The sequence below is a fragment of the Acidovorax sp. 93 genome (genome assembly GCF_003633835.1).
GTDB classification, from domain to species: domain Bacteria; phylum Pseudomonadota; class Gammaproteobacteria; order Burkholderiales; family Burkholderiaceae_C; genus Acidovorax; species Acidovorax facilis.
In genome coordinates, this window is the sequence record NZ_RBIT01000001.1 from 648,883 (window position 1) to 671,434 (window position 22,552).

General features: G+C 64.9%; 18 protein-coding genes. 4 read left to right on the plus strand and 14 right to left on the minus strand.

Annotated features, from left to right (window positions below; genetic code table 11):
- Window positions 1-2: 2 nt before the first annotated feature.
- The 8 genes from C8C93_RS25620 to C8C93_RS02990 all read right to left on the minus strand — a co-directional run bounded on the left by C8C93_RS25620 (window position 3) and on the right by C8C93_RS02990 (window position 10,719).
- Window positions 3-419 carry an FdtA/QdtA family cupin domain-containing protein gene (locus tag C8C93_RS25620; RefSeq protein ID WP_121505859.1) on the minus strand — a complete coding sequence of 139 codons (417 nt, stop codon included), beginning with the start codon at window positions 417-419 and terminating at the stop codon, window positions 3-5.
- Window positions 416-1,252, minus strand: coding sequence for a glycosyltransferase family A protein (locus C8C93_RS02960; protein ID WP_158603241.1), 837 nt, complete (start codon window positions 1,250-1,252; stop codon window positions 416-418). The genes C8C93_RS25620 and C8C93_RS02960 overlap by 4 nt, the downstream gene beginning before the upstream one ends.
- A 179-nt stretch (window positions 1,253-1,431) precedes the next feature.
- Window positions 1,432-3,627 carry a TonB-dependent siderophore receptor gene (locus C8C93_RS02965; RefSeq protein WP_121505861.1) on the minus strand — a complete coding sequence of 732 codons (2,196 nt, stop codon included), beginning with the start codon at window positions 3,625-3,627 and terminating at the stop codon, window positions 1,432-1,434.
- Window positions 3,628-3,761: 134 nt separating this feature from the next.
- A complete protein-coding gene (locus tag C8C93_RS02970) occupies window positions 3,762-5,897 on the minus strand; it encodes a TonB-dependent siderophore receptor (RefSeq protein ID WP_121505862.1) in 2,136 nt (711 codons plus the stop codon).
- A gap of 163 nt (window positions 5,898-6,060) precedes the next feature.
- Entirely contained in the window at window positions 6,061-6,798 is a 738-nt protein-coding gene (locus tag C8C93_RS02975; RefSeq protein ID WP_121420656.1) for a TonB-dependent receptor, read from the minus strand.
- 186 nt (window positions 6,799-6,984) lie between these two features.
- Window positions 6,985-9,207, minus strand: coding sequence for a TonB-dependent siderophore receptor (locus tag C8C93_RS02980; protein WP_121505863.1), 2,223 nt, complete (start codon window positions 9,205-9,207; stop codon window positions 6,985-6,987).
- A gap of 25 nt (window positions 9,208-9,232) precedes the next feature.
- Complete coding sequence (locus C8C93_RS02985; protein WP_121505864.1) at window positions 9,233-9,493, minus strand: hypothetical protein; 261 nt, start codon at window positions 9,491-9,493, stop codon at window positions 9,233-9,235.
- Entirely contained in the window at window positions 9,490-10,719 is a 1,230-nt protein-coding gene (locus tag C8C93_RS02990) for a PepSY domain-containing protein (RefSeq protein ID WP_121505865.1), read from the minus strand. The genes C8C93_RS02985 and C8C93_RS02990 overlap by 4 nt, the downstream gene beginning before the upstream one ends.
- A gap of 462 nt (window positions 10,720-11,181) precedes the next feature.
- Here C8C93_RS02990 and C8C93_RS02995 point away from each other — a divergent pair, with 462 nt between their 5' ends.
- Both C8C93_RS02995 and C8C93_RS03000 read left to right on the plus strand, forming a co-directional pair.
- Window positions 11,182-11,730: a hypothetical protein gene (locus tag C8C93_RS02995; protein ID WP_121505866.1), complete on the plus strand. Its 549-nt coding sequence runs from the start codon at window positions 11,182-11,184 to the stop codon at window positions 11,728-11,730.
- A gap of 439 nt (window positions 11,731-12,169) precedes the next feature.
- The gene (locus C8C93_RS03000) at window positions 12,170-12,679 is read left to right on the plus strand and encodes a nucleotidyltransferase family protein (protein WP_370108095.1); all 510 of its coding nucleotides are present in this window, start codon (window positions 12,170-12,172) and stop codon (window positions 12,677-12,679) included.
- A 175-nt stretch (window positions 12,680-12,854) separates the two neighbouring features.
- Here C8C93_RS03000 and C8C93_RS03005 read toward each other — a convergent pair whose 3' ends face one another.
- From C8C93_RS03005 to C8C93_RS03030, 6 genes are all read right to left on the minus strand, one after another.
- A complete protein-coding gene (locus tag C8C93_RS03005) occupies window positions 12,855-15,032 on the minus strand; it encodes a TonB-dependent siderophore receptor (protein WP_121505867.1) in 2,178 nt (725 codons plus the stop codon).
- A gap of 172 nt (window positions 15,033-15,204) precedes the next feature.
- Window positions 15,205-15,540, minus strand: a complete 336-nt coding sequence (locus C8C93_RS03010; protein ID WP_121505868.1) for a DUF3325 domain-containing protein — start codon at window positions 15,538-15,540, stop codon at window positions 15,205-15,207.
- A gap of 3 nt (window positions 15,541-15,543) precedes the next feature.
- Complete coding sequence (locus tag C8C93_RS03015) at window positions 15,544-17,298, minus strand: PepSY domain-containing protein (protein WP_121505869.1); 1,755 nt, start codon at window positions 17,296-17,298, stop codon at window positions 15,544-15,546.
- Window positions 17,295-17,603 carry a DUF3649 domain-containing protein gene (locus tag C8C93_RS03020; RefSeq protein ID WP_121505870.1) on the minus strand — a complete coding sequence of 103 codons (309 nt, stop codon included), beginning with the start codon at window positions 17,601-17,603 and terminating at the stop codon, window positions 17,295-17,297. Before C8C93_RS03020 ends, C8C93_RS03015 begins: the two co-directional genes overlap by 4 nt.
- A gap of 481 nt (window positions 17,604-18,084) precedes the next feature.
- Window positions 18,085-18,561, minus strand: coding sequence for a bacterioferritin (gene bfr / locus C8C93_RS03025; protein WP_055398627.1), 477 nt, complete (start codon window positions 18,559-18,561; stop codon window positions 18,085-18,087).
- 183 nt (window positions 18,562-18,744) lie between these two features.
- Window positions 18,745-19,563: an FTR1 family protein gene (locus tag C8C93_RS03030; protein WP_055398628.1), complete on the minus strand. Its 819-nt coding sequence runs from the start codon at window positions 19,561-19,563 to the stop codon at window positions 18,745-18,747.
- 412 nt (window positions 19,564-19,975) lie between these two features.
- On the opposite strand from C8C93_RS03030, the gene ahpC reads away from it, so the two are divergent.
- Complete coding sequence (gene ahpC, locus C8C93_RS03035) at window positions 19,976-20,551, plus strand: alkyl hydroperoxide reductase subunit C (RefSeq protein WP_055398629.1); 576 nt, start codon at window positions 19,976-19,978, stop codon at window positions 20,549-20,551.
- 160 nt (window positions 20,552-20,711) lie between these two features.
- On the plus strand, window positions 20,712-22,331 hold the full coding sequence (gene ahpF, locus C8C93_RS03040) for an alkyl hydroperoxide reductase subunit F (RefSeq protein ID WP_121505871.1): 1,620 nt from the start codon (window positions 20,712-20,714) through the stop codon (window positions 22,329-22,331).
- The last annotated feature ends 221 nt before the right edge of the window (window positions 22,332-22,552 follow it).

Genomic DNA, 22,552 nt, shown 5'->3' on the forward strand with positions numbered 1-22,552 from the left:
TATCAGTTCCAGTTGGATATATACGACTCTGGATCATACGGTTCGCTGGCCAATACCAATAGTACGGAATTCGAGACGAGGTAAGTCTGGCGGCACCACACGCCTGCGCCCAAAAGGAGGCCTGGCCCCGCTGGGGTGAGCGCAGTAGTGGCTTCTTCGTACCCCTTTCTGAGAAAAAGGTCGATTTTCCCTTGCAGGCAAACGAGCAGTTGTTCCCCACTGCGGTGACCATGCTCCCCCCGGATGGAGCCGGCGGGGACGCCTGTTACGGTGAATACGCGGCGTGGCATGAACGGGAGGCGGTCGAAGTCGAGCGGTAGCAGGTTGCCACGCTCGTCTGAATGAGTGGGGAGATCAACCAGGCGAGCTCGCCCTCCAAACCAGCTCGAACAGGATGCCGGGTCGACGGTATTTGTCACTTGCCCTCGCCGAGTCGATCAGGATTATTGTGGTAGAGCCATCTTGCCAAGGGACTGGCAAGCGTGAGCTTTTGCTCAGTGGTAAGGCCGGAAATCCATATTTCGCGCATTATGGCCGCGTAAACTTCATAGATCTGGTGCTTGGAAAACTGCCAGCTTCTCGATAAGCTTCCAGGCTTGTAATACTTGTAGCACAGGGTTTTGGGAACCCGTGCGAATTCTCCCAAAAGGCTCATATGGAACATCCATGGCCAGTCTGCCGAAAATTCTCCCGCACGGTGGGTTTTGAGGCCGTTTATTTGCCGAGCTTGACCAAGGCGGAATAACCCTCGGTTGGGCACCCACCATTTATTTTTTCCACTCATCATGAGAACACCCCGCTGAACCGGGTCATGAACGCCTTCAAGTTCGGTGAATACCCAGTGTTCTTCCGTTCCGTTGGTGTTTGTGAGGTGAACGTCCGAATAACTCATGACGACCTCTGGCCGTGCGTCAAGCACTTCTGCCAGCAGCGTGATGTAGTCAGGGTTCAGGATGTCATCATGAAATGCAAAAAGTACGTAATCAGCTTCGGCCTGATTGAGCAAAAAGTTGCAGTTGCCCACATACCCTAGCCGCTGCGATTGGCGGATTACTCGGAAACGAGCATCTTTCTGAGCATGGGCGATGCAAATCTCATAGGTCGAATCATTGCACTCATCGACAGAGACGATGACTTCCAGGTGTGGGTAAGTCTGGGCTGAGAGAGAGTCGAGGGTTGCTTGAATGAACGCCGAAGACTGCCACGCCGGAACCAGCGCGGCCACTATGGAGGGCTTTGAATGGGATTGCATGGGTTGGGTGAAGTGAACGCCAACGCCCAGTGTAGTGGGACTGAACAGGTGGGCGGGGCGGCAACCCGCCCACCTCCACTTCACGCCTGCTGTGTGCATGAATGCCGAGGCAGAGTGGGGGCTAAGTTGGGGCACCGCACGGCGTATCCCCAGTGCGCTTGGGGTGCCCCTGCCAGTCGTTAGAACCGGTACGTCGAAGTCAGCGTGTACGTCCGCGCCTGCCCATAGAAACAATCCCCTCGCGCCAGGCACTGCGTGATGTGCACCTTGTCCGCTAGGTTCACCACGTTGAAGGCCACGCGCCAGTCGCCTGCGTCGTAGGCCACCATGGCATCGGCCAGCGTGGCGGCCGGGGTGCTGATGGCGCTGGTGCCGCTCCACTGCGAGCCGGTGTAGCGCACGCCAGCGCCCACCGTCCAGCCACCACGGCCTTCGCTGGCGAAGCGGTGGCTCAACCAGGCGGATGCGGTGTGGCGCGGGGTGCTGGCAACGGGCTGGCCCTGGTCGCCGGTGTTGCTGCGGCTGATCTTGGCGTCGGTAAAGGCGTAGCCGACCGTGAAGTCCCAGTTGCGCGCCAGGCTGGCCTGCACTTCGGCCTCAAAACCTTTGACCTTGACCTCGCCGATCTGAAGGCTGTTGAGCGGGTTGCCCGGGTCGGTGGTCTTGCGGTTCTTTTCGCGCAGCTGGTAGACGGCGGCGAAGGCGTTGATGCCCTGGCCAGGCGGCTGCCACTTCACACCGGCCTCCCACTGCTCTCCGCGCTGGGGCTTGTAGGGCGTCCCATAGGCGTCCACACCGCCCAGGGGCTGGAACGACTCGGAGTAGCCCGCATACGGTGCCCACCCGCCGTCCATCTGGTATGTGACGCCAGCGCGTTTGCTCCAGGCCTTGTCGTTCACCGCAGCTGCGGGGCGGCCTTCGGTGTCGGTCTTGGCGTTGTCGTGGCGCAGGCCCACCGTGGCGGTGAAGCGATCCCACTTGATCTGGTCCTGCAGGTAAAAGCCCAGCTGCTTCTGCTCCACGCTGGGCTGGCGCACCAGCTGCGACGCGGTGGGCGGCGTGAAGTTGCCGTACACGGGGTTGTACACGTCGATGGCGGGCGCCACGGCGCGCCAAGCCTGCTGGCCCGTGTGGTTGCGCTGCACGTCCAGGCCCGCCAGCAGCGTGTGTTCGGTGCTGCCTGCCTTGAGCTTGCCTTCCAGCTGCGTGTCGATCAGCAACATGCGGCCGGTGTTGATGTTCCACACCGCGTCGCGCACCACGGTGCGGTTGTCCGCGTTGAACACGGGGCGTGCTGGGCGGCCCGTGGCTGCGTTGGCGGTAAAGCTGGTGTAGATGGTGCGGTAGTCCACCTCGCTCACGGTGCGGCGCAGGTTCTGGCGCACTGTCCAGTCGCTGTTCAGACGGTGGCTGAAGATGTAGCCCCACGAGTTGTTGGTGGTGTCATACGCATCCCAGCCCGGCTCGCTGATGAAGGTGTTGCGCGGGATCTGGCCGTAAGGGCTGGCCAGCTGCGTGCCCTGCCACGGGAAGAAGCCGATGAGCGAGCCGCTCTTGTCCTTTTGGTGCAGGGCCTGCAGCGTCAGCGACGTGTCGGCATTGGGCTTCCATGTCAGCGATGGCATCAGCACCATGCGGTCGTCGCTCACATGGTCCACCTGCGAGCCGCTGTCGCGTCCCACGGCCACTAGGCGGTAGAGCCACTGGCCGTCCTTGTCCAGGGCGCCGGTCATGTCGGCCGCAATCTGCTTGCGGTTGTTGTTGCCCAGCTGCACCTGCACTTCGCGCAGCGTTTCGGCCTGCGGGCGTTTGCTCGTGAGGTTGAGCACACCGCCTACGCTGCCCTGGCCATACAGCACCGACGTGGGCCCGCGCAGAAACTCCACGCGCTCCAGCGTGTACGGGTCGGGGCGGCTGGTGTTGTAGGTGCCGTAGGTGCGCAGCAGCCCGTCCTGGTACTGGCTGACGGTGCCGCCGCGTGCGCTGAAGCTATCCACGCGGCTGTCGAAATAGTTGGACACGGCGCCTGCCGTGTACGCCGTCACCTGGCGCAGCGTCTGCACGCCCTGGGCCTCCATCTGGTCGCGGGTGATCACGCTGATGGCCTGCGGGGTTTCGATGAGCGGGGTGTCGGTCTTGGTGGCGCTCAGGGCGCGCTTGGCCACAAAGCCGGTGACCGGCGCGGTGGGGCTTTCCTGCTCGGCGCCCGCACTCACGGTGACGGGGGCCAGGGCTTTCTCTGCAGCGGGCGCCGTGGGAGCGGTGGGGGCGGTGGTGGCTGTGGTGGTGGCCTGCTGCGCATGGGCCGCGCCGCACAGGGCGAGCAGGGCCGCGTGCGCGATGGCGGTGCGGCAAACGGTGATGCCAGATTGCATGGTGCTGTTTCTCCGATGGTTGAAAAAAGGGGGCGGGCCCGAAGGCCAGGCACGGCGCGTGGCGCGCCTGGAGTGCCAGGAGCGCTTGGCTTTCGGGGCTGGCGATGGGACAGGCGCAGCCTTGGCGCCGGTCTTCAGAACGTGTAGTCCAGCGACACCTGCAGGCTGCGTGGCGTGCCGGGCACCACGGCGCCAAAACCGGCGGCGGTGGTGGTGCCGTCGATGTAGTAGCGGCGATTGCCCGCGTTCTTCAGGTTGGCCTGCAGCCGCACGCCACCCGCAAATTGGTAGCCCACGGCCAGGTCGACCACGGTGTAGCCTGGCAGGCGCCACTTGTTGTCGTTGGCCGTGAACTTGTCGCCCTGGTGCACCAGGCCACCACCCACCCACAGGCCGGGCAGTTGCGGCAGGCGGTACTGTGTCCACAGCGATGCGTTGCGGCGCGTGGCCCGCTCGACGCGGTTGCCCACGTTGGCACCGGCCGTGGTGTCGGCCAGCACCTTGGGGTCGTGGAAGCTGGCGTTGGCCGTCACCGTCCAGCCGGGCGTGATGCGGCCCTGCAGCTCCAGCTCGATGCCCTTGATCCGCTGGCGTGCGGTGAGCACCGAGTAGCCGGGGTGCGCCGGGTCGGTGGCGGGGGCGTTGGTCAGTTCCAGGTCAAACGCCGACACGGTGGTCATCAGGCGTTGGTTCAGCCATTCCTGCTTCCAGCCCACCTCCAGCTGCTTGCCCTCTGAGGGCGGGGCCGACTGCGCGCCCCACACCATCGTGCCCGAGTTGGCCTGGAAAGAGCGCGCATGGCTCGCGTAGAGCATGCTGCCCGGGCGGGGCTCCCAGCTGATCGCCGCGCTCGGCTGTGTCTTGCTCACGTCGGTGACGGGCGTGGTGTAGGCGTCTTTGAAGCGGTCGTGGCGCAGGCCCAGCAACAGGCCGAAATCGCCCAGCACCATCCGGTCTTGCACAAACACACCGGTGTTGCGGGCGTCGGAGGAGAGCTTGCCCACGCCGGTGGAGGCCACGGGTGGCAACAGGCCTGTAACGGGGTTGTAGAGGTCGATGGCGCCCAGGTTGCCTGTGGTGCGCGCGCCATAGAAGCCCGCAATGGCGCGCCAGTCCAGGCCTGCCAGCACCGTGTGCTTGACCGCGCCGGTCTGCAGCTGCGCGCGCAGTTCGGCCAGAGCCGTGTCCGACGTGTATTTTTGCCCCGGCGCCATCCAGTAGCCGCGCGCCACGCGGCCGTTGGTCACCGGGCCCATGGGCGACACGATGTTCACGTTGCGAAAGGTCTCGTTGCGCGACAGGTGCACGCGGCCTTCCAGCTGGTCCGAAAAGCGGTGCTGCAGCTCGGTGGAATAAAAGCGCAGATGGCCATCGGTTTTCAACCAGGGCTCGCCGTAGAACGCGCCCACCGGCAGCACATCCGCGCTGCGTGGATTCTTGGGGTCGGGCACGGCCAAACCGGAGGTCGAAGTGCCGTCGATGCTTTGGGTCTCGGCCTGCGCGCGCCAGACGGTGTCGGGCGTGATCTGCCACTCCAGGCTGCCCGCAATGCCTTGCTTGCGCGGGGTGTTGCCATCCACAAAACTGCCGCCCCGGCTGGCGCCGCCGTCCAGGCGGTAGCGCAGCGTGCCATCGGTGGTGAGCGGGCCGGTCAGGTCGAAGTCGGCGCTGCGCCAGCCATGGCTGCCTGTGCCGATCTTCACGGTGCGCAGTGGGTCGGCCTGGGGGCGCTTGCTCACGTAGTTGACGAGGCCGCCCGGTGCGACCTGGCCAAACTCCAGCGCGGCCGGGCCCTTGATAACTTCCACCCGCTCGATGTTGAACAGCGGTGGATCCAGAAGGTGGACGAACTTGGCGCCGTCGCGCAGGAAGTTGTAGGTGTTGTTGGCCCACAGCCCCCGGATGGAGAACTGTGAGTACGAGCCGTAGTACTCGCTGCGCGACGACACGCCCGAGGCATTGCGCAGCACATCGCGCTCGGTGGTGGCCATCTGCTGCTCCAGCAACGCGTTGTCGATCACGCTGACCGAGCGCGGCGTCTCCAGCACCGACAGGCCCAGGCGCGAGCTGCTTTGCGCGCGCCGTGCGGGCGTGGCGGCTTCGCCTGCCGTGGAGTCGATGACATCGACCTGGCGCAAGGAGGGGGCGGCTGCTGGAGCGTCGGAGGGTATAGGTGCGGGTGCTGTGCTGTTCTGCGCGAACGCGGTGCCGCACACAGCCAGCAGTGCGGCTTGCGCCACAGCGGTGCGCAAGAGATTGGGGCGAATCATGGCGCTATCATATTAATAGCTGTTGGCGCTTGTCGGTAAAGCGCTACAGCCCTTTTTGTTTGATATGAATGCCGACCGCCGGGGCGTGCCAAGGCAGTACCACGCGCCGCGAGAGGGCGGTGATTTGTGCGGCTAGCGAATCGGCGGTGGCGGCAGCCGGGGCTCAGTGGGCCTTGGGCGGCTCGGGCAGGGCGGGCGACGCCATGCCGTCGGCCAGCACAAACGTGAGCGTGGTCACGTAGCTGGCTTCGCCGTACTTCTCGCCTTGCACTTCGCCGGGGGTCTTGTCGCTGTGCTTCACCTCGGCCACGTACTGGCCCTTCCAGGGGGTGACGAAGGTCACCGTGCCGTCTTCACCTGCCTCGGCCTCGCGCGTCCAGCCCGACGGGGCGGCCAGCTGCACCTTGGCCTTGGGCAGCGGCGCACCCTTGTAGACCACCTTCAGCTCGCCGGGCTTGCCGGTGGGCACCAGGTCCAGCGGCGCGGTGGGTGCCACGGGCTTGGCCAGGCTGGCCACCCAGCGGGCCGAGGGCTGCCAGATCATGGCAGGCAGGTTGCGCTTGCTGCGGTCGATCAGCGGGTAGGTGGCGGCGGCGAACAGCGTGTCGGGCGTGCCCGTGGTGGTGTAGACAAAAGCGTCTTTGGCGAGCTGGCCTTCCACGCGCTGGGCGGCGGCACCTGCGCGTTGTTGTTCCAGTGCGGGCACACCCTTGAACTGGTCCAGCCGGCCGGGCGAGGTCTCGCGCAGGTTCTCGTTGAACTCGCCAAAGTGCAGGCGCGCCTGGCCGCCAGCGTTTTCGAGCCAGACCTGGTGGGCTTGGGCGGAGTTCACCGCGGTGAGGGCGCCGCAGGCCAGCAGGGCGGACAGCAGCGGGGCTTGGAGGCGTTGGTTCGAGGACATGGACGTTTTCCTTTCGGTGGTTTTAGTGACAGCAAAAAACAGCGGAGCGCAGTGCTCCACACCCCCGGCGCTACGGGGGAAAAAACTCATTTTTTGATAGCTGCCTGCGCTTTTTGGATAAGCGCTGGGTGGCTTTTTGACCCTGAAACGGGTCTTGGCAGTGCCTGTGTGGCGCGGGGTGCCGCTCTAGAAGTCCACGCTCACGCTCAGCGACAAGGTGCGCGGCGCACCCACCACCAGGTAGCCCGAGCCGGGGTAGCCGCCGACTGAGGCCCAGTAGTTGCGGTTGGTCAGGTTGTCGATGCGGGCGCGCAGTGTGACGAGCTTGCCTTGCACTTCCGTCATATAGCGGGCACCCACGTCGAGCCGGTTCCAGCCGGGCACGCGCAGGGTGTTGGTCGCGTTCGCATAACTGGCGCCGGTGTGCACCCAGCGGCCGTCCACGGCCAGGCCCGGCACGCCGGGCACGTCCCATTCCGCCCCCAGGTTGGCTTGCAGCTTGGGTACACCGATGACGTGCTGGCCGTCGGTGGCGGCAGCGCCGGTGGTCTGCTGCTTGGCATCCAGCCAGGTCAGGCCGCCCAGCAGGCGCAGGCCCTTGGTGGCCTCGCCTTGCACGGCCAGCTCGATGCCCTGGTGGCGGTCCTTGCCGCTGGTGCTGAAGAGGTTGGCCGCGTTCAAAAACGCACGCGGCTTGGTGGTGGAAAACAGCGCCACGCTGCCGCCCACGCGGCCGGCGTCAAACTTGATGCCCACTTCCTTTTGTTTGGAGACATACGGCGCCAGCATCTCGCCCCGGTTGGTGGCCGTGCTGGGCGCGGTCTGGCCCTGGCTCAGGCCTTCCACATAGTTGGCATACACCGACCGGCCCTTGTTGACCTTGTAGACAGCGGCCAGCAGCGGGCTGGTGCGGCTCTGGTCGTAGCGGTCGGTCTGCAGCCCGGTGCCGTAGTCGTAATTGGCGATCTCCATCTTCTGGTGGCGCAAGCCCACAGTGAACAGCATGCGGTTGTCCATGAAAGCCATCGTGTCGCCCAGCGCAACGCTGGACAGGCGCGTGCTGCCGGTGCGAAGGGGATTGGCCAGGTCGCCGCCAAACAGGGTGTTGGCGCTGAAGCCCTGTAGGTTGGTGGCTATGGGGTTGTAAAGATTGGTGGCGTGCGTGTTGCGCCAATCCATGGCGTAGGCGTTCTTCTTTTCGAAGTCGTAGTGCGACGCCACCGCCACCCATTCATGCCCAACGCTGCCGGTCTGCAGCTTGCCACGCAGGCCCAACTCGCCGGTGTTCACGCTGTCCTTGCGGGTGTTGTCAAAGCGGTAGGTGGTGGCGGCGCCGCTGGCGGCGTTGGTCACCGTGAGGTTGGCCAGTGAATTGGCTTCTTCGCCACGGCGCGCGCCCGCCGCAGCCCAGGCCGTGGTGCTGGGCGACAGGTCCCACTCGCCACGCAGCGTGCCGAACACATCGCGTTCGTTGGAGTAGCTCCAGGGCTGGGCAAAGTTGGTCTGGTTGTCGGGCACGCCCGGCACCGTGGTCACAGCGCTGCCCAGCGTAACGTTGGTGCGGGTGTTCTTGAGCTTGTGGTCCTGCCAGCCGATGTCACCCGACAGGCGCACATCGCGGCTGCGCCAGTCCAGGCCCACGGCCAGCAGGCCGAGCTGCACGTCTTCGTGGTCCACCGCCGTACCGCCATTGCGGGCAGCCGCATTCACGCGGATGCCCGTATTGCCATCGGGCCCAAAGCGCCGGGCAATGTCGGCCGCCACCTGCGTCTGGCCGGCGCTGGCCACGCCAAAGGTCACGCGGTTCAAAGGCTCGTTGGGCGCGCGCTTGGGCAGCAGGTTGATGCTGCCGCCCAGGCCGCCGCCGTTGGGGCTGGCGCCGTTCAAAAAGGCCGATGCGCCGCGCAGCACCTCCACACGCTCGAACAGTTCGGTGGCGATGTATTGGCGTGGCAGCAGGCTGTACAGGCCGTTGTAGGCCGTGTCGTCCGAATCGAGGATGAACCCCCGGATGAAGAACGCCTCCTGAAAATTGCCAAAGCCACGTGCCACGCGCACCGTGGGGTCGTTCTGCAGCACATCGCCCACGCTGCGGGCATGGCGGTCCTGGATCAGTTCGTTGGTGTAGCTGGTGATGGAAAACGGCGTGTCCATCGCGTCCTTGGTGCCCAGGATGCCCGCACGGCCCCCACGGGCCACCTGGCCGCCGGGGTAGGCGGGCGACAGGCCTTGCGCCGATGCGTCGGCGCTGGCGTTGACCGTGACGGTGGACAGGGTTTTGCCGTCGGGCTCGGTGCCGCTGGCCGTCGCTTGCGCCCAAGCGGCAGGCGCGCCCAGTGTGAAGAGCAGGGCGGCGGCCAGTGCGGCTGGGGTCAGGGTAGGGCGGCGTGAGGAATGGGAATTGCGCATGGCGTGCTGAAGATGCGGGGAATGGTCAGAGTGGCGTGGCGTTGGCGTTGGCGCCCGCTTCGTCGGCATCGGTGTGGGGTTTGTCATGGGCGCGTTGCGCAGTGGCCCTTGGCGTGGTGCGCGGCCAGCAGGTCCAGCCCATCACCGCCACCGGAATGCCCAGACCCACCCACGACCACCAGTCGCCCCAGGTGTCAGACACCAGTGCCGTGATGAGGCCGGTGGTGGTCAGCACACCCATCACGATGGGCCAGCCCCACAGAGACCAGAAAGGGCTCGCCTTCATGCGCGGCCCTCCGTGCTTGGCAGCGCGCCGCCAGTGCGTGCGGCAGCCGTTGGCGGCAGGCTGGTGTGGCCGTGCACGGTGGCTGCCGCCGTGGCGGTGCTGGTACTGGCGTTGCTGGCGCTGCCCGCCTGCGCACCTTTGCGGAGCCACAGGTACAACCCGCTGCCCAGCACCACGATGGTGGCAACGTCGAGCAGCGCCCAGAGGATCTTCATCGGCATGCCGCCGTAGTCGCCAAAGTGCAGCGGCTGCGAGACCAGCAGCGCAGTCAGGTACCACGGCAGCTGGGGCGCTGCAGTGACCTGCGCCGTGCGCGCATCCACCAGCACGGGCTTGAGCAGGCGCGAGGTGAGCGGCTCGTTGCCACGCAGAAAAAACGTGTTGTGATGCGGGCTGGAGAACGCTGTGCCCGGGAACGCAATGAACGACAGCTTGGTGCCCGGCGCCTGGGCCTGCGCCACCTCCAGCGCTTGCTGCAGCGGCCCGCGCTCTGCGGCGGGCACGATGGGCTGGCCTTCATAGGGCTTGAGCAGCACCGACAACTGGTCGTACTGCCAGTACTTGATGAGCAGATCGGCCCACGTGTTGATCATGCCCGTGCCGCCCACCACAAACGCCCACACCAGCGTGACGATGCCCAGCAGGTTGTGCAGGTCCAGCCACTTCACGCGAGTCGAGCGATCACGCCGCACCTCGCCAAACGCGAGCTTGCGCATGAACGGCGCATACAGCACCACCCCCGTGACGATGGCCACCAGCAGCAGCAAGCCCATGAAGCCCAGAAACAGCTTGCCCGGCAGCCCCGCAAACAGGTCCACATGCAGCTTGAACATCACGTACATGAAGCCCTCGTCAAACCGTGGCTGCGCCAGCACCTGGCCCGTGCGCGCATCCACCGCCACGGAGCGGAAATCGTCCGTGGGCGCCGGTGTGGGCGTGAGCGTGACGAACCACACGTTGTCATCGTCCTCCGCGTGCGACGCGAACTGCACCACACGATCCGGGTGCAGCGCATGCGCAGTGGCCAGCACCTTGTCGAGGCTGGCGCGTGGCGTGTTGGCGGGCATCGCAGGCGCCTCTACCTCGGTGCCCAGCAGGTGGCCAATTTCGTGGTGAAAGATCAGCGGCAGGCCGGTGATGCACAGCAGCAGCATGAAGACGGTGCACACCAGGCTGGACCACTTGTGGGTCCAGCTCCAGCGGCGCAGGGCGGTGGGGCTCAGCATGGCGTGGCAGAAGGGTGGTGGAAGGGTGGTGGAAGGGTGGTGGAAGGGTGGTGGAAGGGTGGCCGTGGCCGACGGCGCGCACGCTCGCACCGGCTGCCCACAGCGTGGGGGCGGCAATGGCTGCAGCAGGGGACGTGAAGAAGTGGTTCAAGCCAGACAACCCGATAACGTCGAAAAACGGTGGGTGCTGGCTGCAGCCTTAGAGCGGGTCTAAGCGGGAGGCTGTGGCTTGCGGAAACTGAATTTTACATTGCAAATGGGAATTATTCCTATCTTCCTGGATTCGTTCCCGCGGCAGTGTTTGGCCCGTGCAACACCTGCAAGCGCCCCTGCACAGTTGTGGACGGCTTGCCCATGTCGCTGCGCCTGCCGTGGCTATAGTGCGCGGGCGCGTCCACAAGGGCGCTTATTCGTCGCTACTACAACACTGGGCCTTCAGGCCGCAAAAAGACACCTCGATTTATGAAAAACTGCTTTGCCCTGTGCGCCATCGCACTGGCCGGCTGCGCTTCGCAGTACCAGCCCAAACCCACCGACGACAGTGCCACGCTGAAGATCGTTGGCAACAACGCCAACTTCTTCACTGAGGCTTACGAGAACGAAGATTGCTCGCCCCACAAGGACGGCATCCGGCTGGCGACCTTCAGTGGAATGACGAAGGACGTGGACAACCCCTCCGTGGGCAAGACCGTGCAAATCCCGGCGGGCAAACCCTTTGTTCTGTCGCACTACTACATCGACGCGCGCGTGGCGCAAAACCGCATCTGCCGGGTGACCGTGGCGTTCACTCCGGAGCGCGGCAAGAGCTATCAGACGTACTTCCAAGTCGAGCCGGATGTAAGTAGCTGCGACACAGTGGTGTCCTCGGCCAGCGGCAATCCTTCGGTGAACGTGCCTTCGTTCAAGTACGGCCGCAACCTCTGCGTAGCCGGTGAAAACCACGGCCCTGTCTCGCGCAAGGCCACACGGCTGAATTGGAAGGTGGAGTGGCAGCGCGCACCTGCACGCTGATATGTGGCCGGCGAGCCCAGCTTGCTGGCTGCGCAGTACCGCGCCTTGAGCGCGCCGTCATGCGGCGCAGCTCGTTGTAGAGTTAGGGCCTGGGCTGGGGTTGCAGGCGCAGGGTGCTTCTACTTCCCTGCCTTTGGGATTTCCATTGTGCCGAGCTCACGCTGGCTCGCATGGAAATCGTCTTGCCCAGCACAGCATACCCAGTCTCAGCCTGGCAGAGCGGTCGGGTGCAGTGCGAGAGTGTCTCGCGTGCAACCGGCTCAAGGTGCATGGCAACCTCAGCGCAATGACCGAAACGGCATCTGGGGCGCCAGCACCGGGAACGCACTTCAGTCCTATGTCCAGCAAAATCATGCACCTCCACAAAACGTCTCAGCCAGGACTTGAGCAAAAGCTCATCGCCATGGTGCGCTCTTCAACCTGCTTGATGGCCGCGCTGATGGCAGTCCGCTCTCTGGGTTTGAACTCGTGGTGCATTGGTGCGGGCGCCGTACGGTCTCTGGTGTGGGATGTCCTGCATGGGTTTGAAACGCCTTTGCAACTGCAGGACGTGGATGTCGTGCACTTCACCAGCGAAGCGCTCGGTCCGCAATCCGATGCCGACCTCGAAAGCCGCCTCCGCGCGCTCATTCCGGCAGTGCAGTGGGAGGTCACCAACCAGGCCACCGTGCACCACTGGTTCGCAAACAGTCTGGGCCAGGTGGTCCCTGCGCTGGCCTCGCTGCAAGAAGGTGTGTCAACCTGGCCAGAGTTCGCGACCTGTGTGGGCGTCTACCTGAACCAAGACGAATCGATTGGTGTGGTGGCCCCGCATGGGTTGGACGATCTGTTCGGGCTGCGCGTTCGGCACAACCCGCTCAGAGCGAGCTTCTCTGTCTACCAGCAACGTGTGGAGTCGAAGCGGTTTGCCGAGCGCTGGCCACTGCTTTCCATCGACGCAGCGCCCTGACGGCTATTTGCGTACACAGAACACCCGCGACGCGTGACGATGCCGACGCAATGGCCCATCGGCACATTCGCAGGTGCTTCCGTTTTGCTTCAGATTTGATAGCTGCCAGGGCTTATATCCAAAGCGATGGCGGCCAATCTGGCGTCAAATCATGCGTTGCGACTTGCTGGTTGCATCAAAACCGCGTGCGCAGCGTCACCTGCACAGCGCGCGGCGAGCCGGGCAGGATCAGGTTGTCGTTGCTGCCGTGGGCCGACACGTAGTACTTGCGGTTGGCCAGGTTCTTCATGTTCACGTCCACATCCCACTGGCCCAGCGTGTACTGCAGGGCCGCGTCCAGCGTGGTGTAGCCGGGCAGGGTGACCAGATTGGTCAGCGAGGTGAAGCGCGCACCCACATAGTTCACGCCGCCGCCCACGCGCAGGCCGTGGCCCAGGTCTTTCATGGCCCACAGGAAGGCGGAGTTGCGCGGCGTGAGCGCGGGCACCTTGCCTTGGGCGGCGATGGCGGCGGTGGGCAGCTGTGTGGATGTGGTGGTGGCCAGTGACTTCGTCATGCGGCCGTCCAGCCAGGCGTAGCCGGTGCTCACGTCCCAGCGGCCGGGCAGGCGGCCGTTGGCGGTCAGCTCCAGGCCGTTGGTGCGCTGGGTGCCCACGTTGATCTGGCGTCCAGGGTTGGCGGGGTCGGTGTTCTTGATGTTGGTGCGCTCCAGGTTGAAGAGCGCGCCGGTCACATTCATGCGGCCATCGAGCAGGTCGAGCTTGACGCCGATTTCCTTGTTCTCGGTGATCTCTGGTTCGGCGCCGGTGTTGTTGGCGGCCAGCGCAAACGCTTCGGCCGAGGGCTGGAAGGATTTGCTGTACGACACGTAGTACGACACCACATCGCTCGGCTGCCACACCAGGCCCGCGCGAGGGCTGAACTTTTTGTCGGTGCGCGAGAGCGTTGCGAGCTTGCGGTCGAACGTGGTCTCTTGCCCGAAGACGTCGTAGCGGGCGCCCACCAGCGCCTTCCATTGGGGCGCCAGCGTGATCTGGTTTTGCCAGTACAGCGCGGCCGTGTCTTGCGTGGTGTGGCTGGGGATGGCGCTGTCGGCGTTGTAGTTGGCCGCTGGGATGGCGGGAGCAGGGCGGTTGCCGGGGTTGAAGAGTGGCACGCGGTCTGCGCCACCGGTGACGGACTCGGAGCGTTTCTTTTGCTGGCCCAGTTCCACACCCATCAGCCACTCCTGCTTCAAGCCGCCGAGCTGGTTGCGCCACGTCACGTCGGTCTGGTTGAAGAAGCCTTTTTCATCGCGCAGGATGAACGAGCGCGTGCGGCCCACCGTCAGGTTCACCGGGTCGGTGGTGCCGCCGGGCAGGGTGTTGTAACGGTCCAGCGCGTAGTCGTACAGGCGCGTGACGTTGCGCACCGACCAGTCGTCGTTGAAGCGGTGGTTCAGCGTGGCTGCGAACGACTGCATGGTGCTGGTGGTGGTGTCGTCCTTCGCGGCGTTGCTGGAGCCGTAGTAGGTGCTGGCGGGCACGTTGACTGGGCGGCCGTTGAGCGCAGGAATGCCGAAGTCCGTCAGGCGCTTGTCGCGCGCGTTGGTGTACTGCAGCAGCAGGTCGGTCTGCGCCGCGAGCTTGAGCGCGAGCGACGGCGCGAAGTTGTGGCGCTTGACGAACTGCTGGTCGCGGTAGCTGCCGGAGTCTTCCACGGCGGCGTTGATGCGGAAGGCGGCGGTGTCGCTGATGCCCACATTCACGTCGGCCGTGACGCGGCGGTAGTCGAAATTGCCCAGGCCCAGCGATGCCTCGCCCGAGGTCTCGCCAAACTTGGGCTTCTTGGTCACACGGTTGATCAGGCCACCCGACGATCCACGCCCGTACAGCACCGCGGCAGGGCCCTTGAGCACTTCCACACGCTCGATGTCGGCCAGGTCACGGAAGTACAGCGCGTCGTCGCGCACGCCATCCACAAACTGGTCGGCAATGGCGGTGAAGCCGCGTATCACCACCTGGTCGCGCTGGCCGTCGCCGTGGCTCATGGCCACGCCGGGCACGTTGCGCAGCGCGTCTTCCATGGAACGCGCACCCTGGTCGCGCAGGAGCTGCGCGGGCACCACGTTCACGGCCTGGGGCACATCGCGCAGCGGCGCGCTGCCCTTGGTGGCCGTGCTGGCGGCGGCGGGCGAATAGCCGTCGTCGTCCGCGCTGGATTGCACGGTGACCTCGCCCAGCGTCAGCGGCGTGGTCTGCGCAACTGCAGCGGGCGGCGCCGTCGTCTGCGCCAGTGCCGTGCCACACAGCGTGGCAAGCAGGGCGGCCACCAGCGGGTGGAGGCGATAGGGGGTTGGTGTGTAAGCGTGCATGGTTTTCCTTGGAGTGAGCGCAACGCGGTTGGCGAAAAGCCTTTGCACCTCGTGGCCTGGCGCGCGCCGCAAAGGCCCGCTGTCTGGGATGTGGTGGGGCCGTGAAAACAGAAAAGCGAGATCGAGCCCGAGCGGGCTCAGCGCACGGCTGCGGGAGCGTGGAGCCTGGCCATCACCACCCCAGCGCCCGCGCCAGCAGGCCCGCCAGCAGGGCGGCGCCAGCCAGTTCGGGCGTGCGCCGGGGCTGCCAGGTGACGGTGGCCGTGACCGCCACGGCGGCCACCGACAGGGCCACGGTCCATGCCGTTACGCCCAGGGATGCAGGCACGCCCCCCGGCGGGTGCGCCGCTGCCAGCCACAGCGAAAGCACCAGCAGCAGCCAGCCCGAGCGGCGCAACGCCACCAGGCGGCGCGCGGCGCCTTCCTGGCCCAGGGCGTCTTCGTGGTGGCGATCCATGCCCAGCGCAATGGTCGACCAGGCGGCAAAGCACAGAAGAAAGGCAGACATGGCTCAGGCTCCCGAGGTGGAGGTTTCGGCAGGCGCCACGGGCACCGACGGGGCAGGTCGCGCGGGTCGCGCACTCCGTGCAGGCGCACCGCGCCGGGGCGTGCGACCAGGGCGCACACGCCACGCCAGCCAGCCCAGCAGCAGCCCGGTGGCCAAAAACGACAGGTCCATGCTGGCCCACACCCATTCGCGCGCGGGCAGGCTCACGCCCAGGTGGGTGTGTGTGGTCAGCGCGTTGATCAGCGGCAGCGCGACCCACACCAGGCCCGCAGCGGCCAGCGGCACCGTCCAGCCCAGGCGGTGCGGGCGCACCACCGCGCAGGCCAGCGCCCACAGCAGCGTGATGCCCCAGGCGCTGAAGAACCAGGCCAGCTCTGCATCCGCTCGGCCCTCGATGCCCGCAGGGATCAGGCGGTTGGCGGCCAGATACACGCCACAGGCCAGCGGCAGCCCAGCCAGTGTCGCGATGTTGATACCAGCCACCAGGCGCTCGCCAAACGGCGCTTGGGGGTGCGCAGCGGGCGCGGTGCTGGTGGCGGTGGCCGCCCCTTTGCGGCTGGCCTGTGTCTGCGACTTGGCGCTGCGCTTGACCGACCACAGCACCATGCCCGTGGCAATCATCAGGCTGCCCAGCACCCCAAAACCGAACAGCGCCCAGCGCAGGCCCACATCGGCAAACCGCGCCATGTGCAGGCCATACAGCACGCCGTAGGTCTTGACGGCGGGGCTGGTGGCGTCGGCCTGGTCCAGCCACTCGCCGGTGGTGGCATCAAACAGCAGGCGCGGTGGGCGGTACTGCAGGCGGTCGCCTTCGTGGCGCGTTACCTCCACCACGGCGCGGCCGTTGGCATCGCGGCGCGCCTGCACGCTGCCGATGCGCCCGCCCTGCCAGCGGGTGGTGGCCGCGTCGATGATGGGCTGCAGGGTGATGGCGGGCAGGGGCTCCACCTTGTCGCCCGCACCCCGGCGGGGACGGCTGTCGGGCTTCTCGCCCTGCAGGTCGGCAAAGTACGCGTTGGAGTCCACGCCTTTCTCGTTCTTGTAGTTGGCGGCAATGCCCGCAGGCATGTACAGCGTGTGGAAGATCATCAGCCCGCTGAAGGTGATCATCAGATAGAACGGCAGCACCAGCACGCCGCTGACGTTGTGCGCATCCAGCCAGGCACGCTGCCCGCCCTTGGTAGGGCGGAAGGTGAAGAAGTCCTTGAAGATGCGGCGGTGTGTGATCACGCCGGTGATCAGCGCCACAAACATCAGCATCGTGGCCACGCCCACCACCCAGCGGCCTTGGATAGTCCAGCGGCCTTTTTGCGCAGTGCGCAGCTCGAAGTGAAAGCGGTAGAAAAAATCACCGCCCATGGTCTGGCGCGCCTCGATGGGCTCGCCCGTCTGCGGGTTCATGCGCAGCGTTTCAAAGCGCCCGTTGCCGGTGCCGCGCCAGAGCATGTTGACAGCTGGGTCGCGGTCATCGGGCAGGTGCAGGATCCACTGGGTGACGTCAGGGGCCTTGCGCACCAGTGCGTCCACGGACTTCTGGACCACCTGCGCATCGGCCGCGTCGGTGCGCGGCAGCCCGTGCATCTCGGGCCGCATCCACAGGTTGAACTCGTTCTTGAAGAACGACAGCGTGCCCGTGAGGAAGATCGCAAACAGCAGCCAGCCCAGGATGAGCCCTGCCCAGGTGTGCAGCCACGACATCGCCTGGCGAAAGCCTTCGCGGTCGGCGCTCTTGCGCACGGTGGAGGTCGCTGTTGTCATGGCGTGCCCCTCATCCATTGCGGCGCCATTGCGCACGCGCCCAGTGCCAGGGCGGGCAGCAGTGTGCCGCCCCAGGCGCCCCAAGCCGTGCGCGCATAAAACGCCCATCCCGCCGCCATGGCATAGGCCAGCCAGGCCAGCATGGTGGCGGTCAGCACGGCCTCCACGCGCGGCATCCAGTGCGCCAACACCAGCGAAAGCGCAGCGGTGAACCCTGCCGCCAGCGCATAGCCGCCAGCGATGGCCGCCATGGCGCGGGAGGTGATGACCAGGCGGTAGCGCCAGTCAACGCGGGCCGCCTTCATGGCCGACCTGCGGCGGCACCCAGGGCGGTGCGGCCTTCAAAAAAGGAGAGAAGCAGAACTCCTGCAGGGCAGGGGTTGGCGGTGCTGCGCGGCATCAGAAAGGCTCCAGGCAGTAGGTGTCGTACGGCAAACGTACAAACGCTGGCTGCAGCGGCGGAGAGCCCGGCTGACTGGCTGGCTAGGTGTTAAAGGGAATCACGGGACCTGCCCTTGCAGATCGGGATCTGCAAGAAGGAATGGCCTTGGTCGTAAGAACGCATTCTACTTTTGTTGAGAAGCATTCGCATTTATAAAAATGCTGTTTGCGCTGGTTTGATGTGTGCTTGCAACAGCTTGTGACATGGGGGTAGGGCTGTGCTTCGCAGCCCCGTGCAATCGGGGGAGCTTGGTGATGGCGTGGGCACAAAAAAACGGGCCTCGGCCCGCTTTTTTGTTGTTCTTCTTAGTACTTTTCGTGGAGCGCTCTGGTGCAGTCTTGGCGTTACTCCACGTCACCCATCTGCGATTGCAGGTAGTTCTGCAGGCCCACCTTGCCGATCAGATCGATCTGGGTTTCCAGGAAGTCGATGTGCTCTTCGGTGTCGTCCAGGATCTTTTGCAGCAGGTCGCGCGAGACATAGTCACGCACCGTTTCGCAGTGGGCGATGCCATCCTTGATGGTGGCCTGGGCGCCTTGTTCGGCGCGCAGGTCGCAGGCCAGGATCTCTGGTACGTCTTCGCCGACCTGGATCTTGGCCAGGTCCTGCAGGTTGGGCAGGCCATCCAGCGTGAAGATGCGGTCCATGAGCCAGTCGGCATGCTTCATCTCGCCGATGGATTCCGAATACTCCTTCTTGGCCAGCTTGTCGAAGCCCCAGTGCTTGAGCATGCGGTAGTGCAGGAAGTACTGGTTGATGGCCGTGAGTTCGTTCTTGAGCTGGGCCTGCAGATGGCCAATGACCTGTGCGTCACCTTTCATGGGGACTCCTTGTTGTGTTGTGTTGATTCGGCCCCGATTGTCGTGAGCCATATCAACACGCGCAAGGCATATCCCTGCTAGAGCGCGCTGGCTGCGTGTGAGGTTGATAGGCGTTCGCGTTCACCCCGGCTGACCCCATCCGGCCTGGTAGGCCCGATGGGGCTGCGCAGGCCGGGCGCGGGGCTATTGTGCGGCGCGTGGCGCGGCAGCCTGTGTGCCCATGGCGGTTGCGGCTGCAGACGATGGCACCGTGCGCCGCTCACGCCAGTGCGCCAGGCCCAGCCATACCGTGGGCACAAGCACCAGGGCCAGCGAGATGGCCTGGGCAATGGTGCCTTCGGCCAGGTCTTCGGTGGCCGCATGCCAGTAGGCGTTGTCGATGCCGGGTATCGCTGCGCCTTCGGTGAACTCATGGAACGCATACACCACCAGTTGCACCGCAAACACCGCCATGAACCACGACGTGACGCGGAAGAACCGCGCAAGGTTCACCGCGCGGCCGTAGCGCGTCCAGGCCCAGGCGATGGCAATGGCCAGCGCCAGGCCCGCCAGGCCGCCCCAGGCCATGTAGCCCAACTCGGCGCTGCGGGCCAGGGCGGCGAGCATGGTGGCGGTTTCCACACCTTCGCGGCCCACCATGAAGAGGGCAAACAGGAACACCGCCACCCAGGCGCGCGGGCCTTCCAGCACACTGGCGCGGTCCATGCGCTGGGCAATGTCCTGGCCCATGCCTTGGCCCGCACGGCGCATGTGCACCACGCACCAGGCCACGGTGGCGGCAGCCACCAGCGCCATGCCACCCTCGGCTGCGGGCGACAGCGCACCCACCTGCGAGAGCACCCAGCCCAGCACCAGCGAGAGCAGGGCTGCCACGCCCACGCCCGCGCGCAGTGGCAGCAACAGGTGCAGGCGCCCGGTCTTGCGCAGGTACAGGGTGGCAATCGCCACCACCAGCAGGGCTTCCAGCCCTTCGCGGAAACAGATCAGAAGTGTTTGGAACATGGTGTTTGAGGTCTTTGCTATAAATTTATGAGCTGCTTGCGCTTATCAATAAGCGCTGCAGGCCGTTTTGACCAATATTTCAGAGGCGTCGAGCTTTGGCTGGCCCACTGCAGCAAAGTGGCATGGGCGGCGTTGCTGCAGTGCGGTAGATGATAAAACTAAACGCGAATCAGTTGTATTTGAATGTTTGATATGCCGCAAGGGTTGACCGGGTGGGCGGTGGTTCTTGCAGCGGCTTCCTTGCGGTCTTTGGGGGTTTAAAAGGGGGCAAAATGCCCGCCCCGGCCTGAGGGCAGGGTGTCACTGTATAGTCACAGGCAATTGATTCAATCAAATCAATTAATTGGATTGATGGTCTCGAAAGGCCTAGACTTCAGTCCTGTTCAGTTAACCAACCACTAAGGAAACAGCAATGTCCCTGATCAATACGCAAGTTCAGCCCTTCAAGACCACCGCTTTCGTCAACCGTGACGGCAAGGGTGAATTCATCGAAGTGACCGAGCAGTCCCTCAAGGGCAAGTGGTCCGTGCTGATCTTCATGCCCGCAGCCTTCACCTTCAACTGCCCCACCGAAATCGAAGACGCTGCCGACAACTACGCTGAGTTCCAGAAGGCCGGCGCCGAGGTCTACATCGTGACCACCGACACGCACTTCTCGCACAAGGTGTGGCACGAAACATCGGACGCCGTGGGCAAGGCCAAATTCCCCCTGGTTGGCGACCCAACGCACCAGCTGACCAACGCTTTCGGCGTGCACATCCCTGAAGAAGGCCTGGCACTGCGCGGCACGTTCGTGATCAACCCCGATGGCGTGATCAAGACCCTGGAAATCCACTCCAACGAAATCGCCCGCGACGTGTCGGAAACCCTGCGCAAGCTCAAGGCTGCCCAGTTCACCGCCGCCAACCCTGGCCAAGTCTGCCCCGCCAAGTGGAAGGAAGGCGCCAAGACCCTGACGCCTTCGCTGGACCTGGTCGGCAAGATCTAAGCATTCGCTTTTCTCGGCCTCTGAAGCCGGACAGCGTCATAGCGCCTGTGCGCCGTGCCGTCCGGCTTTTTTACGCCCGGAGTTTGACCCGCAGGCTTGATCTGAATCCCGCTTGCCATCACGCTCCCCACATACAACTCCAAATTCAAAGGACACCACCATGCTCGACGAACAACTCAAGACCCAACTCGCCGCCTACCTGGAGCGCGTGCAGCAGCCGTTTGAGCTGGTGGCATCCCTGGACGACAGTGAGACGGCGCGCGACATGCGCGAGCTGCTGACAACCATCCAATCCCTGCGCAGCGACAAGATCACCCTGCGCACCGACGGCAACGATGCGCGCAAGCCATCCTTCAGCCTGCAGCGCGCGGGCGCCACCAACAGCCTGCGTTTTGCCGGCCTGCCCCTGGGCCATGAATTCACCTCGTTGGTGCTGGCCCTGCTGTGGACGGGCGGCCATCCACCCAAGGTGGAGCAGGATGTGATCGATTCGATCAAGGCCCTGGATGGCGACTTCAACTTCGAGGTCTACATGAGCCTGACCTGCCACAACTGCCCGGACGTGGTGCAGGCGCTGTCGCTCATGGCCATCGTCAACCCCAAGATCAAGACGACCGTGATCGAAGGCGGCGCCTTCCAGCAGGAAGTGACCGACCGCGAAATCATGGCCGTGCCCATGGTGTTCCTGAACGGCCAGGTGTTCGGCTCGGGCCGCATGACCATCGAAGAGATCGTGGCCAAGCTCGACACTGGCTCTGCCGCCCGTGAAGCCGCCAAGCTCAGCGCCAAGGCCCCGTACGACGTGCTCATCGTCGGCGGTGGCCCCGCTGGCGCCGCAGCCGCCGTGTACGCCGCCCGCAAGGGCATCCGCACCGGCGTGGCGGCCGAGCGTTTTGGCGGCCAGGTGAATGACACGCTGGCCATCGAGAACTACATCTCGGTGCTCGAAACCGACGGCCCCAAGTTCGCCGCCGCGCTTGAAGCCCACACCCGCGCCTATGGCGTGGACATCATGAACCTGCAGCGCGCTGACAAGCTCATCCCCGCCGCGCAGCCCGGTGGCCTGATTGAAGTGCAGCTGGCCAACGGCGGCTCGCTCAAGGCCAAGACGGTGATCCTGTCCACCGGCGCCCGCTGGCGCAACGTGAACGTGCCTGGCGAAGCCGAGTACAAGAACAAAGGCGTGGCCTACTGCCCGCACTGCGACGGCCCGCTGTTTAAGGGCAAGCGGGTGTCGGTCATCGGCGGCGGCAACAGCGGCGTCGAAGCCGCGATCGACCTCGCTGGCGTGGTGGCCCACGTCACGCTCATCGAGTTTGCCGACCAGCTCAAGGCCGACGCCGTGCTGGTCAACAAGCTCAAGAGCCTGCCCAACGTGACTATCCACACCAACGCGCAGACCACCGAGATCACCGGCGCCGATGGCAAGGTCAACGGCCTCAAATACAAGGACCGCGCCACCAACGTGGAGCACCTGGTGCCGCTCGAAGGCGTGTTCGTGCAGATCGGCCTGGTGCCCAACACCGAGTGGCTCAAGGGCACGGTGGAGCTGTCCAAGTTCGGCGAAATCATCGTCGACTCGCACGGCCGCACCAACATCCCCGGCGTGTTCGCAGCGGGCGACTGCACCACGGTGCCGTTCAAGCAGATCGTGATTGCTGCGGGCGACGGATCGAAGGCGGCGCTGAGTGCGTTTGACCACCTGATCCGCATGCCGGTGGTGGCTGCGGCCGAAGGCGCCAAGGCTCCCGAAGCGCAGCGCGAAGCCGTGGCAGCGTAAAGCTGCACCGCACGTCCCCTCTCCCCAACCCTTTACCGCAAAGGTAGGGTTAGTGATGGGGGAATATTCCAACAAATTTTCCCCCTGGCGCTTGATGGATAAGTGCTAATAGCTATAAAAATAAGAGCGACTGGATGTTTCGGCATCCAGTCGCTTTGTTTTGGGGTGTCTGTCCGGGAGGGGCTGGAGTCGCCCAGGCGGTGTTACGTTGGATGGCTGGA